The sequence below is a fragment of the Pseudomonas sp. D47 genome (assembly GCF_045447305.1).
Lineage (GTDB): Bacteria > Pseudomonadota > Gammaproteobacteria > Pseudomonadales > Pseudomonadaceae > Aquipseudomonas.
Genome location: NZ_JBJGXU010000062.1, coordinates 1 through 14,427, shown reverse-complemented (window position 1 = coordinate 14,427; position 14,427 = coordinate 1). Strand labels below are relative to the sequence as shown.

The 14,427-nt window shown below is 58.2% G+C and carries 8 protein-coding genes; all 8 read left to right on the top strand.

The genetic code is table 11. The features are described 5' to 3' along the window. Position 1: 1 nt before the first annotated feature. Positions 2–484: a poly-beta-1,6-N-acetyl-D-glucosamine biosynthesis protein PgaD gene (gene pgaD / locus ACI77I_RS26540; RefSeq protein ID WP_094952048.1), complete on the top strand. Its 483-nt coding sequence runs from the start codon at positions 2–4 to the stop codon at positions 482–484. A gap of 479 nt (positions 485–963) precedes the next feature. Next, entirely contained in the window at positions 964–2,685 is a 1,722-nt protein-coding gene (locus ACI77I_RS26535; protein ID WP_094952047.1) for a ShlB/FhaC/HecB family hemolysin secretion/activation protein, read from the top strand. Between the two features lie 31 nt (positions 2,686–2,716). Further along, positions 2,717–12,307 carry a DUF637 domain-containing protein gene (locus tag ACI77I_RS26530; protein ID WP_406999196.1) on the top strand — a complete coding sequence of 3,197 codons (9,591 nt, stop codon included), beginning with the start codon at positions 2,717–2,719 and terminating at the stop codon, positions 12,305–12,307. A gap of 12 nt (positions 12,308–12,319) precedes the next feature. Continuing rightward, a complete protein-coding gene (locus ACI77I_RS26525; protein ID WP_123480124.1) occupies positions 12,320–12,592 on the top strand; it encodes a hypothetical protein in 273 nt (90 codons plus the stop codon). A 78-nt stretch (positions 12,593–12,670) separates the two neighbouring features. Then, a complete protein-coding gene (locus ACI77I_RS26520) occupies positions 12,671–13,072 on the top strand; it encodes a hypothetical protein (RefSeq protein WP_231809755.1) in 402 nt (133 codons plus the stop codon). Then, the gene (locus tag ACI77I_RS26515) at positions 13,053–13,322 is read left to right on the top strand and encodes a hypothetical protein (RefSeq protein WP_406999193.1); all 270 of its coding nucleotides are present in this window, start codon (positions 13,053–13,055) and stop codon (positions 13,320–13,322) included. The genes ACI77I_RS26520 and ACI77I_RS26515 overlap by 20 nt, the downstream gene beginning before the upstream one ends. Positions 13,323–13,484: 162 nt before the next feature. Next, positions 13,485–13,778 carry a hypothetical protein gene (locus ACI77I_RS26510; RefSeq protein WP_406999191.1) on the top strand — a complete coding sequence of 98 codons (294 nt, stop codon included), beginning with the start codon at positions 13,485–13,487 and terminating at the stop codon, positions 13,776–13,778. A 68-nt stretch (positions 13,779–13,846) separates the two neighbouring features. Continuing rightward, complete coding sequence (locus tag ACI77I_RS26505) at positions 13,847–14,296, top strand: SMI1/KNR4 family protein (RefSeq protein ID WP_406999189.1); 450 nt, start codon at positions 13,847–13,849, stop codon at positions 14,294–14,296. Positions 14,297–14,427 lie beyond the last annotated feature (131 nt).

The following is a 14,427-nucleotide window of genomic DNA, read 5'->3' as shown; positions in this document are numbered from 1 at the left end:
CATGAAACTGGTCAGAACTCGCCAAAACTCAGTGATGTGGGTCATCGATGTGCTGCTGACCCTGCTGGCCTGGGCTGGGCTGATTTGGCTGTTGGCGCGTGGGATGACCGCGATGCTGGAAACCCACGGCGGCCCACGCATTGAAGCGCCAATTTTTGCGGCGCTCAACACCTTGCAGATCTACCTGTGGATTGCCCTGTTCAATGCGGTGATCCTCATCAGCTGGGCGCGTTATCAGCAACGCCGGGGCCGCAAGTTCGCCCAACGCCGCGCCGAGGCCAATGCCCTCAGCGACAAGCAAATGAGTGAGAGTTTCAACCTCGGCGACGGCCACCTGGAGCAGTTCCGCAAGCCGGGTGTACTGGTGATCCACAACGACGAAGACGGCGGTGTGGAAGACGTGAAGTCGCACGTGTCCCGAGACGTCGAGCGCCCGGCGCTGACGTTGGTGCCGGGGATGGAAAAAGACAAAGGCGCCGGCTGAGGGGTTGTTGTGGCGAGCGGGCTTGCCCCGCGTTGGGCTGCGCAGCAGCCCCAAACCTTACGACACGTTCTTGCCTGACATACCGCAGAGGTTCTGATAGGGGCGGCTTCGCCACCCAACGCGGGGCAAGCCCGCTCGCCACAACAAGCCCTGCGCCAGACTAATCCGATAAATGGGATCCAATTCACAAAACCACCGCGAACTTTTCTGTATTCCTCGGTACTAATCTATCTCGACAAGAACTTGATGGCTAACTAATGGCATTTCATCAGTACTTGTTCGAAACGCTATCAAAACAGTAGCCGCTTGTCGGAATAAAACTTCCAGCAACAGGCTGTAACTCTTTTTTGATAATTATTTATTGTTATCTATCAATGGTTTGCAGGTGTAACTAGTACGAATGTGCAACTAATCCAGTTTCTTGGATAAGCGCAAGTTCGATGTTAGTTTGCCGCCCCTTGATTTTCGATGGATCGAACATGTCTTCGTTATTGCCACGGACTCGGTACTTGCTGTGCACTTTTCTGCTCGCTTACTTGAGCCTGAACACTGCCATGGCCGCCCCCACACCTGGGGATCAAGACCTGATCCGTGACCGGCAAAACCGCTTGCTCGAAGAGCAGCAACGGCGCCTGCAAGAACTGCAGGACCTGCCCGGCAAAGAAGCCAAGCCCCAGGCCCCGGCCTTGCCGGCGGACACGCGCTGCTTTCCGATCAAAGACATCGAACTCAAGGGCGCCGACAGCCTGGCCGCCGCAGACCGCGAGCGCCTGCTCAAGCCCTACATCGGCGAGTGCCTGGGCGTCTCGCAGCTCAATGAGTTGCTCAAGGTCATCACCGACTACTACATCACCAAAGGCCGCGTCACCAGCCGCGCCTACCTGCCGCAACAAGACCTCTCCAGCGGCCATCTGCAAGTGCTGGTGGTCGAAGGCAAACTCGAAGCCTTGAAAAGCGCCGAAGGCAGCACGGTGACCGACCGCGAACTGGCCATGGCCTTTCCTGGCAAGGTCGGCGAGGCGCTGAACCTGCGCGAAGTCGAGCAACTGGTGGACCAACTGAATCGCTTGCCCTCCAAGCAGGCGCAAATGGAACTGACCCCCGGCCGCCAGATCGGCGGCAGCGACGTGGTGGTCAAGAACACCGCGCAAAAGCCCTGGCGCGCCAGCCTGTCGCGTAACAACGACGGCCAGAAAAGCACCGGCGAGCAGCAGTGGGGCGCTGGCCTTGAGTGGGACAGCCCGCTCGGCCTGGCTGACCAACTGGTACTGCGCGGCGGCCACGATGCCGTCAGCGACCACCAGAAAACCTCGAAAAACACCATGCTCTACTACAACGTGCCGTGGGGCTGGTGGAACTTCAGTTACACCTACAGCGAGAGCGATTACCGCGCGCTGGGTTACACCGACACCTTCAAGTTCAAACAGTCGGGCGACAACCAGAACCACCAGTTTCGCGCCGAGCGGGTGATCCATCGTGACGACGTGAGCAAGACCTCGCTCAACGTTGGCCTGGCGCACCTGCGCACCAACAACTACATCAATGAGGCTCACCTCGAGACCAGCAGCAACCGCCTCAGCGAACTGCAACTGGGCATCAACCATGGCCGGCGCATTGGCAATGCCTTCGTCAACCTCGACCTAGGCATGCAAAACGGCATCGGTGCTTTCGACGCCCAAGCCAACGACGAGCGCGACGCGTACGGCAACCGCCAGCCCAGTGCGCGCTATCGCAAATACACCGCCACCGTCAGCTACCTGCAGCCGTTCACGTTGTGGGGCGAGTCGTTCAGCTTTTCCAGCCTGGCCACCGGCCAACACAGCGAAGACATCTTGTTCAGCCCCCAGCGCATGAGCCTGGGTGGCTCAGCCTCGGTGCGCGGTTTCAAAGACCAGCAACTCAACGGCGACAGCGGCGGTTACTGGCGCAACGACGTGCGCTGGGCCCGCCCGGTGACCTGGGATTGGATGCGCCCAGCCTTTGCCGAGTACGGCGCCAGCGTCGGCTACGACCAAGGCGTGATCAGCAACGGCCGCTACAACGGCGAAGTGCACGGCCGGGTCTCCAGCAACTCGTTGGAGCTGTTCGCCCGTGGCAAATACGTCAGCACCAGCGTGACCTTTGCGCACTCTTTGGAACGCCCGGCAGTGATGAGCGAGCGCGAAGCGCCGATCTACTTCCGCATGGATTTCTTCCTGTAATTCAACGCCCCGTTACATCGAGACTATGACAATGGATGTTCGCCACTTTGCCTTCCTGGCCCGCCAACCTTCTGCTGCGCTGAAGCCGCGAGATTCGTTCTTCGGCTTGCCCAAGCGCGGCTTGGTGCTGATCCTGGCCAACGCGCTGTTCTGGCAGCCGCTGCTGGCCCAGGCCGAAGGCATTGTGGTCAGCGCGCCGGGCACCACTGTTGGCCAAGCCGGCAATGGCGTGCCCGTGGTGAACATCGCCACGCCCAATGGCAGTGGCTTGTCGCATAACCAATTCAAGGACTACAACGTCGGCCCCAACGGCGTGATCCTCAACAACGCCACGGGCGCGGTGACCAACACCCAACTGGGCGGCTACATCATCGGCAACCCTAACCTCAAGGGCGGCGCGGCCAGCGTTATCCTCAACGAAGTCAACGGTGGCAGCCCAAGCCAGTTGCGCGGTTACACCGAAGTGGCGGGGCAGTCGGCCAAGGTCATCGTCGCCAACCCTTACGGCATCACGTGCAGCGGTTGCGGTTTTATCAACACCCCCAACGTGACCCTGACCACCGGCAAACCGGTGCTCGACGCGAGCGGCCAGTTGCAGCGTTATCAGGTCGACGGCGGCGCCGTGACCATCGACGGCCAGGGCCTCAACGCCAGTAACGTCGACCGCTTCGAAATCATCACCCGCTCGGCCAAGATCAATGCGCAGATCAACGCGCGTGAATTGACCGTGATCGCCGGGCGTAACGACGTCGATGCCCAAAGCCTGAAAACCACCACGCGCGCTGACGACGGCAGCGCCAAACCAGAATTGGCCATCGATTCCTCGGCGCTGGGCGGCATGTACGCCGGTGCGATCAAACTGGTCGGCACCGAAGCCGGTGTGGGCGTGAAACTCGACGGCACACTGGCCGCCAGCGGCGGCGATATCCAGCTGGATGCCAACGGCCACTTGAGCATGGCGCAGACGTCGGCCACCGGTAACGTCAAAGTCACCGCGCAGAACGTCAACCTTACCGACAAGGTCTACGCCACCGGCAACGTGCAGGTCACCAGCGCCCAAGGCTTGGTCAACCAGCAGAGCGTGGCTGCCGGCCAACGCATCGAACTCAACGCGACCACCGTCACCAACCCCGGCATCATCGAAGCCGGTGTGGCAGCGGACAACAGCCGCAACGCCACTGGCGACCTGGTGGTGAACGCGCAAACACTCAACACCAGCGGCAACTTGCTGGCCAGCCGCGCCTTGGCGATCACTGCCGCGCAAGCGCTGACCAACCAGGGCGCGATCATTCAGGGCAAAACCGTCAGCGTCAGCACCGCCAACCTGACCAACCAAGGCACCACGGCACGCCTGTACGGCGAGCAAAACCTGGCGCTCAGCGCGCCGGCCATCGCCAACCTTGGCGGGCTGATTCGCTTCGGTGAAGGCCAGGCCGCGACCCTCGACAGCGCCGCGCTGGACAACCGCCAAGGCCGCATCGAAATGGCTGGCGGCAGCCTGGTGCTGACCAGTGCCGCGCTCAATAACAGCGGCGGGCAAGTCATCGCCAACAACCTGACCGTCAACGCGGGCAGCCTGAACAACCAGAACGGCGTGCTGGTGGCCAGTGCCCTCACCGTGAATGCCGGCGACCTCGACAACAGCCTCAAGGGCCTGATCCAGGCTGACAACGGCGCGCTGAACCTCACCGTCGCCAATGCCTTCAACAACAGCCAGGGTTTCGCCCAGGCCAGCACCGATCTGAACCTCAACGCCGGCAGCCTCAGCAGCAACGCCAACGGCGTGCTGAGCGCCAACACCGGCAAGTTGACCCTCGCCACCGCGCAACAGCTCAACAACGCCCAGGGCCGCTTGCAGGCGGGGCAGGGCGATGTCGAGCTGCATGCGGCGAACCTGGATAACCAAAGCGGCGTGATCGTCGGCAAGCAACTGCTGCTCGACGTAAGCGGCGGCGACATCGACAACCGCGCTGGGCGCGTGGTGGGTGACCACCTCGACGTGCGCGCCTCGGGCCTGGACAACCGCAACGCGGGCCTGCTGGCCGGTGGCGCGCCGGGTGTGAGCCTGCTGCTCAAAGGCCCGGGCCAATTGCTCAACGCCCAAGGCCGCATTCAAAGCGAAGGCCTGTTGCAGCTGCAAGGCGAGCGCCTGGACAACAGCGCCGGCATCCTGATCGGCACGTCGGTTGACGTCACCGCGCAGCACCTCAACAACAGCAACACAGGCTCGCTGGTCAGCAACGACGGCGACGTAACCCTCAACGTCAGCAACCTGCTGACCAATGCTGGCGGCGTGATCGACGCGGGCGAGCGCAGCGTGCTGGTCAAGGCCCTCACTACGCTGAACAACAGCGGCGGCACCTTGCGCGGCAAGCGCCTCGACATCGCCGCGCAGCACCTGAACAACGACGCCGGCCAACTGCTTGCCGGCAACCAAGGCCTGAGCTACAGCGGCCAGGACGTGAGCAACCGCAAAGGCTTGATCCTCAGCGGCGGCGCGCACACTCAGCTCGACACCGCCAGCCTGGATAACCTCGGCGGCACCGTGCAAGGCGACACCCTGACCGTCACTGCCAACACGGTCGATAACAGCAGCGGCGGCTTGATGGCCAGCCTGCTCGGCAACCTGCAATTGACCGTCGAAGCCTTGGCCAACCGTGGCGGCAAATTGTTCGGTAAAGAACAGGTGACGATCAGCGGTGCCACGCTCGACAACAGCGCCCAAGGCCAGATCAGCGGCAACCAGCTCAACCTGGCCTCACGCGACACGCTCACCAACCGAGGCGGCCTGATCGAAGCCAACCAGGGCCTGACCCTCAACGGCGGCAACCTCGACAACAGCGCAGGCGGGCAACTGCGCGCGCTGGGCGGCGCCAGCAGCAGCCTTAACCTCAGTAACAGCCTCAACAACCAGAACGGCACCCTCGAATTCGGCAGCGCGGCGTTCAGCCTCGACGCCACGCAACTGAACAACCAAGGCGGCCAGTTGCAACACGCGGGCACCGGCCTGTTCCGCATCAACACCGCCAGCCTCACCGGCAGCCAGGGCAGCATCAATGGCCTGGGCACGGCTGACTGGGCGTTTGGCAACGTCGATGGCCTGGGCCGCGTGCAACTCAACGAAGCCCTCACCTACAAAAGCAGCCAAGGCCTGAACCTTAAGGCCGGCGACCGCATGGCCAGCAGCAAGGGCTTGACCCTCGACGTGGCCAGCCTGAACAACGGCGGCGAACTGCTCAGCGACGGCAACGTGAGCATCACGCTCAGCGGCGACCTGAACAACAGCGGCCGCATTGCGACCCAGCAAAACCTCAGCGTGACGGCTAACAACCTCAGCCAGAATGGCGGGCGCTTGGCGGGCAACAACACCCAGCTCAAACTGAGCGGCACCCTCGACAACCTCGGTTTCCTTACTGCGCGTCAGCAGCTGGACATCGCGGCGGCACAAATCGGCAACCGTGGCACGATGGGCGCCCAAGGCGCGGTGAACCTCACTGCCGTCAACGGCATCACCAACGGCGCCGATTCGCTGCTGTTCAGCGGTGGCGACCTGACGCTGCGCGCTAATGGCTTCAGCAACACCTATGGCGATGTTTACAGCAAAGGCAACCTCACGTTTGCGGGCGTGGATGGCGGGCGGGCGGTGGTATTCAGCAACCTGTCGGGCACTGTCGAAAGTGAGGGCAACATCGGCATCAGCGCCGCGTTCGTCGAAAACGCCAAGGCTGAATTCGAACTGGGTAAAACCCTGACCAGCGGCAGCGTGGTGTGGCAGTGCATCCAGCATTGCAAGGGGCATGATTGGTTCAAGCGCGGCCAGACTTTTATCGACCAAACCTACGTTGAATCGGCGATCAAAGACTCGGCCGCCGCACGCCTTGTAGCCGGGGCCGACCTGTTGATCCAGGGCGATAACGTACAGAACCGCTACAGCCTGATGGCCGCCAACCGCAACCTGAGCATTATCGCCAACGACCTGCTCAACCAAGGCGCAGGCACCCGTACCGGGCAGAACCATATCGTCATCGGCAACCGCATGAAGATCGACAAGGATTACTGGGACCTGGTGCAGTTCACCGAGATTCCGGCCTACAACGCTGCCGTCGCAGCGGGCGGTTTTGACCTGGCGAAGTTCGAAGCGCTCAAGGCACGCTCCAGCGATGAGCGATTTGTGGAGATGAGCAACGTCACCACCTGGACCGCCAACGACGGCAATGCCTACAACGCCACATTGCAGGCAGGTGGCACCGTCGACCTGTCCAAAGTCACCAACAACGTGCAGAACGGCACGCTGCTTGAAAACCAAAAAGCACAACTGACCGGCACCCTCGGCGACGACCAGACCGGCATCCCCGTCGGTGGCATCAATATCAGCCTCAGCAAGCACGCCAACGATGCCAGCGCCCAAGCGCCAGGCTCCGTGCTGCCCGTGGTGACCCTCGCGCCGGGCGGCGGCTTCGTACCCGTGGACTACACCGGCACGCCGTTCGCCCCGGTCGACCCCACCACCTCGCCGTATTTCCAACTGCCCAAGGGTGACTACGGCCTGTTCGTCAAAAGCGCCGACCCCACCAGCCATTACCTGATCGAAACCAACCCCGAGTTCACCACCGCATCGGGCTTCTTTAGCTCCGACTACATGCTCGGCAAACTCGGCTACACCGCCGACAACGCCTGGCGCCGCCTCGGCGATGGCCAATACGAGACCCGCCTGATTCGCGACGCGGTACTCGCACAAACCGGCCAGCGCTTCCTGGCGGGCGGCCTGCTCAGCGACGCCGACCAGTTCCGCTACCTGATGGACAACGCCTTAGCCAGCAAAGACGCGCTGCGCCTGAGCGTCGGCGTGACACTCACCGGCCAGCAAGTCGGCGCCCTGACCCACGACATCGTGTGGATGGAAAACCGCGTGGTCGACGGCCAAACCGTGCTCGTGCCGGTGCTCTACCTGGCACAGGCCGAATCGCGCAACGTGCGTGGCAACAGCCTGATCCAGGGTCGCGACCTTAACCTCGTCACCGGTGGCGACCTGGTTAACGTCGGCACCCTGCGCGCCAGCAACAACCTCTCCGCCGTCAGCAGTGGCAGCATCTACAACGGCGGCCTGATCGAAGCCGGCAACAACCTGAGCCTGCTGGCCCAAGACAGCATCCGCAACGCCATGGGCGGCGAAATTCGAGGCAGCCAAGTCAGCCTTGCTGCCATCAAAGGCGACATCACCAACGACAACACCGCGATTCAAGTACGTGACGGCGCCGGCATGCGCACCCTCACCGATGCCAGCGCGAGCACTATCACCGCGCGTGGCAACCTGGCCATCGATGCCGGGCGCGACCTCACCAACCGCGGCGCATTGGTCGCCGGTAACGACGCCACCCTCACTGCTGGCCGCGACCTCAACCTCGTCGCCGCCAGCGATACCAGCGTGAAACATGAATTCAGCAACGGCGGGCACAAATCCAGCATCACCACCGACGTCAAAAACCTCGCCGCTACCGTCACGGCAGGCGGCAACCTCAACATGCAAGCCGGGCAAGACGTCAACATCATCGGCAGCAATGCCACTGCCGGCAAAGACCTGAATATCCAGGCTGGGCGCGACTTCAACGTCGCCTCCGTCAGCGACATGCACAACGTCGAGGGCAAAGAAAAACACGGCAAAAAACGCATCAAGACGGCGGACGAGCAGACCACGCAAGTGGCCAGCGTGTTGACGGCGGGCGGCGACTTTACCAGCCAGGCCGGGCGCGATACGACGCTGGTGGCGAGCAAGATCAGTGCGGGCAATGAAGCGTATCTGTACAGCGGCGATAAGTTGAACCTGCTGGCGGCGCAGAACAGCACGCATACGTTGTATGACATGAAGGAGAACGGTGGGTGGGGCGCGAAAAAAGCCAAGCGCGATGAAGTCACCCAAACCACCAACGTCGGCACTGAGATCAAGACCGCAGGCAACCTGACCCTGGTCAGCAACGGCGACCAGCTGTACCAGGTCGCCAAGCTCAACAGCGGCAACGACCTGATCTTGAAAAGCGGCGGCGCCGTGACGTTTGAAGGCGTGAAGGACTATCACGACGAGAGCCATACCAAGAGCAAGAGCGACATGGCTTGGTTCTCGATGAAGGGCAAAGGCAAAACCGATGAAACCCTGCGCCAGAGCGAACTGGTTGCAAAAGGGCAGACCGTCATCCAAGCCGTGAACGGCCTGAAAATCGACGTCAAGCAAGTTGACCAGCAAACCGTCAGCCAGACCATCGACACCATGGTCAAGGCCGACCCGCAATTGGCCTGGCTCAAGGAAGCCGAGAAGCGCGGCGATGTGGATTGGCGCCAGGTAAAAGAGCTGCATGACTCCTTCAAGTACAGCAACTCGGGCATGGGCCAGGGTGTAATGCTAGCGGTCATTATTATCGTGACCGTGCTGACGGCTGGCGGTGCGAGTGCGATGGCTGGCTGGGCTGCAGGCGCGACAGCGGGCTCAAGTACTGCCATGGCCGCCGGTACAGCCGCGGTTGCGGCGACCAGTACGTCGGCGGCGGTTGCCGCCACCAGTGCCGGGCTTGGCAACATGATGGTCACCGCCGCACTGACTTCGATGGCCAGCACCGGTGTTGTGAGTACGATCAACAACAAAGGCAACCTCGGCCTTGCGCTTAAGGACACCTTCAGCAGCAGCAGCCTGAAAAACGCCGCCATCGCCGGGCTGGCAACCGGGGCGTTGAACTACGCAGACAGTAATTGGTTCAAGGGCGCGAGCCCGGCCGACGGTGCGGGCGCCAAAGTCACCACGGCGGGGCCGGTGCAGAACCCAGGCTATTCCAGTGACTGGCTCAGCTGGCAGAAAGCACAGGATGCGGTGCTGCGCGGCGGCACCCATGCCGTCATCGAAAGTGGCATCTCCACCGCCATCAACGGCGGCAGCTTGAAAGACAACCTCAGCTCGGCCTTGGTGTCGCAAGGTTTCGATCTGGCCGCAGCGGCCGGCAACAACGGCCTTGGCAATCTCGCGAACGAGCTGGACCTGAGCCCCGGCTCGACGCAGAAGGTCTTGATGCATGCCCTCCTCGGTGGCGCGCTCTCAGCAGCCCGAGGCGGCGACTTCAAGACCGGCGCTATTGCCGCCGGTGCGGCTGAAGGCTTGACGGCGATTGCGAACGAGAACCTCGGTAAGTACCTGGATGAGCGCTTCGCCACCGATAATCAATTCAAAGTCGCCACCGCGCAACTCATCGGGATTGCCGCCGGCTCGCTGGTTAACGGCAACCCGAATGACGCCGCGTGGGTGGCGGGCAATGTTGAGCGGTACAACGAGCAGTTGCACCCCGATGCCGCGAAGTTGATTGCACAGGAAGCGCCGAAGCTGGCAGCAGCAAAAGAGATCAGTACTGAAGAAGCGGCGCGCTTGATGGGCGTCGCACTGGCTTACTACACCGATGAGGGCTGGAGTAAGTCAATCCCGGCACAAGACGTCGACAAGATCGACACGAAGGTCTTGCAGCATTTAGGTCTGGCGCTTACGCCCGTGGCAAGCTATTACGCCCGTACAGATGCGGCCGCGGAAGGAAGACAGGGGTACTCAGGTAATGAAACGGCGGCGTTGATTCTTGATTTCCGCACAACTCGACCTACTGCCTACAGAGACAGCAATATAAACATCGACAACCTGGGTGACCCAGCAAAGCATAACACCCAAGAGACGGTGGATTTTTACAAGACCAATTTGGATTACAGTGGCAAATCGACTGACTCCGCCGAGCTGGCTAAAGGTGGACTGGCAGGGGTTGGTCGCTTTGCGTGGGGGGCGGTGACAAGCGTTGCCAAGATTGGGAACGAGATCCTCAACAAACAAAACCTGCTGGGCGTCACTGACGGGTTCCTGGGCCCAATTGTCGAGCCTCGGGTCGATGTAATTGGTCATGTAACAACCGGGCTGGAGGGGAGGAGATTTGTCGCTGAATTGCAGGGAAACAGCTATGAATCAGCGGCCCTAGCCTCAGAAGTCGTCAGTACCGCGTTGGCTGCCGCCGCTCCAGGATTTGCTTGGACAAAGTTCGGGCAGCTTGGGAAGGCGAGCGAGGTCTCCAATCTCGTAAGAGCGGACGGCTTGCTTGTGGCGCGAACCGATTCCGCCGCCGGTTTGGCTAGCGTCGGCCGGCAGGAAGCGCTTGGCAGCAGCGGCATCGCACGCGTTGCGGATGACATCCCCAATTATGGCCTGAACCCCAACAGCCTCGACTCGGCCGTGCGCTTCGAGCGCACCGGCGCCAATGCGACAGCCCCGACCACCTCGATTGGGAAATACGAGCAAACCGTCTACACCGGTGATGTGGGCAGCTTCGCCAGGGCCGATGACCTGTTCGCGACCCGACGCGATGATGTCATCCTCTCGAGATACAAAGAGCCTTGCTGCTTCGCGGCCGGCACTAAAGTCTCGACCCCCAACGGCGACCGCACTATCGAGTCGCTCAAAGTCGGCGACGTGGTCTGGAGCAAACCCGAAAAAGGCGGCAAACCCTTCGCCGCTAAAATTCTGGCCACCCATCAACGCACAGACCAACCGATTTACCGCCTCAAGCTGAAAAGCGTTCGCGCCGACGGCAAAGCGCAAGGCGAAACCCTGCTGGTCACCCCGGGCCACCCGTTCTACGTACCGGCCAAGCGCGACTTTATCTCTGTAATCGATTTGAAGCCGGGGGACCTGCTGCAATCCTTGGCAGATGGCGATACGGACAACACGTCATCTGAGGTTGAGTCGCTGGAGCTTTACCTGCCAGTGGGCGAGACGTACAACCTGACGGTTGATGTGGGGCATACGTTCTACGTTGGGGATCTGAAGACGTGGGTACACAATACGGGGCCGTGTGCGCTGCCGGAGGGGTATTTTGGCGGAAGAGAGGCAGGCGAAGCCGTTGCAACAAAAGGTCCGACACTTGCACCATCGACTGCCTACAGTGCCGAGCTTCCAGCAAGCGCCAATCGGGGCCCGATTTCCGTCGATGGTAAGGTTGTTGATGGCGCTACGGATTTTGGTATTGGTGCAAAAGCAACTCCATCCGGTTTGGTTTCTGGAGAAACTGGAGTTGTGGGGACAGGTAAAACTGCAGCTAAGGATGCAAATTTCGACGGCCCAAAAAATACCTCAAGTGAAATTGATCAACAAAAACTTGAGTTGCTCACAAGTCATCCGAACGCACATTCACTGGGTGTTCACGGTGGTAACGTTACTGACGGAGACCTGATGGTCAGGGCAAAGACCGGTGTAAAGCCGGACGGCGCTATAGGTCCATCGGTTCCTCCATTGTCCTCCGCCTTCCATTCTGACGATTTGTTGGTTCAAGCTGATCAGTTCGTCCGAACCAACGCTTTGCAAAAAGCGATAGCTCGTAATCCTGGCAGCGATACAGTTAGAGTCACGGCTGATGATGTTGGTGATGTCGGGGCTGACCTTGGTAGAGGGTTTAAGAGGATTTGGCCAAGCGGTAATACAGCTAAAAATTTAGAAGTTCTAGGCGCTCCTGCTAAAGTAAGCAACTTACGCAGCGTAGAAGGTGTTTATCAATTTAATCCTGGCAAAAATGTTTGGGAGACTATCACTATTTTTCCAGCGCCGTTGGCAAAATAGAGGGATATTATAATGTATGAAAATATTCGCTATATGCTAAAGACTATATTTTCTGCAGACTTTGGTTTTCAGGAGGAAGCTGCTAAAAATATATACCTAAGAGGCTTGATATCAAGTGGAAAGCTGGATGAGATGAAAGCTGAGCTGGCTGCAGCGTTCGAAGATAAGAGTGTGCGTTGGAGAGAAATGCTTTTGAATGATGATTATGAAGTCCAAGACTTCGATACTGAAGAGGAATCAATAGCGTATGTAAAGAGAGTGCTTTGGGATCCGTTGAACTCTTAGAGCTTTCTTGACGGTGCAAAAGAACTTGGGAGAGTTGATCCACCCATCCCGAAAGTTGATGTTACAAATGACTTTACGATGAAGCCGTTCAATGATGGGGGAGTCCAGCTCAAGTATGGCGATCCTGATGGCGTAGCAGGATTGGTCGTGAATGTGGATAAAGCGGGAGTGCTGGGATTTGAAATTCGTGCTGCACAGAATCATCCCTACTACGATGCATCAGGCACTGATATGTTCGCCAGCGCAATGCAACGCCTCGGCAATGAAGGCATCAAGGTCAATCAAATCCGTGGGGCTTGGGAGGCGGGCACTGACAGCGTTAACACTGCTCGATATCTCGAGAATATTGCCAATGGAATGTCAAAAGAAAATGCTGCTTTGAATACATGGACAGGCCAAATAGCCCAAAAGTACGGATACGGAAAGGTTGAGAAAATTGAAACCATTGGAGGCATCAATTATGTCACCTTTAAAAAATAACAATTTGTTAGCCCAGTTGCTGGAAGGAAAAATGCCGAGCACTGTACTGAACTTGATGTTAGACGCTGATCCTGAGTTGGATAAGTATGTTTTAGCAAATGTTTTTTTGGAAGAACTTGATCGTTTGGATAGCAAAATCCTTCCTGTAATATGGAAATGGAAGAGTGCCAAATCGATTAGAGGTATTTCTGACCAACAACTTGATGAGGCAATACTTGCGCAAATGAGGATGGCGGGCTATATGGTGTAGTTAAAAGTATAGAGGGTCTTAGTTTTATACCTTGATTGCGTTGGTGCAAAAGCCACTGCAAGTAGTGTAAGAGGTACTGTTCAAAATGGTGAGGCCGCGACAGGGCTTCTTAGCACTCAGTTGTCCAAGGATGCGAAGTCATATCTTACGGACATCCAGAATTTGACCGGTAGGCAGTTCACGCCTAAACAATTAGAGCTTTTGAAAGCTGACCTACGAGAGAACAATTATTCACGCCTATCTAGAGAAGAGGTTAAATTGAATAGGGCAGAATTCAATGATAAGTTGCCAAGTTTGAGGGCTGAGTGGGAAAAAAATACAGGCGAGATATGGCCAAAAGAAAAATTCACTGATAAAAATGGCAATATGAAAACCAGAAATTACGATGCGCATCATGTGATAGAGAATAAATTTGGTGGTAAAGCTGAGTGGTGGAATATTACACCTGCAATGTGAGGTGGAGAGCATCAGGGAGGCATTCATAGAGCGCAGGGTCCAGCAGAAAAAATATTTGGTAAGTGACTATGAAGAATTCAGTAGAAATACGAAAGCTTATAGACGAAATAACATCCGCTGAGCTTTTTGAGGGAGATTATGGTGACTGTATTTCTAATGTTGATGCCATACTGAGCGGTGTTGAAGAATCGGACCGAAACAGTGTGCCTGCTGATTATCTTGAATTTCTTGCAGGTTTTGGATTCGGTGAGCTAGACGCTGCTTTTTATGTTGATGATGGTCCGGAAAAATATTCAAATATATGCGGTCGGGAAATTGAGGGCTATGAAGGGATTTACATAATTGGCGGGAACTCGAGTGATGTGCTATATGGTTTTGACGCAAAGAATAATTGGCAGGTCGTAGAGGTTAGTTCGGAGTTGGATGGGTTCGAGGTGCTAGCATCAAACTTTTCTGACTTCATCTTGGAGCAGCTTAAATATATAAAGTCCATGGTTGAGCGACGTGCGGAACGCTAATGGTTATTTAGCGGATTAAGAGGTGCAAAAGCGACAGGTCAGACCGGTGCAAGCGCGGCGACCGGCGGGAACCTTGTTGTCGATAATGGCCCTAAGCTCCTGACTCACTCCCCAGCAACAAAGTTTTTCAA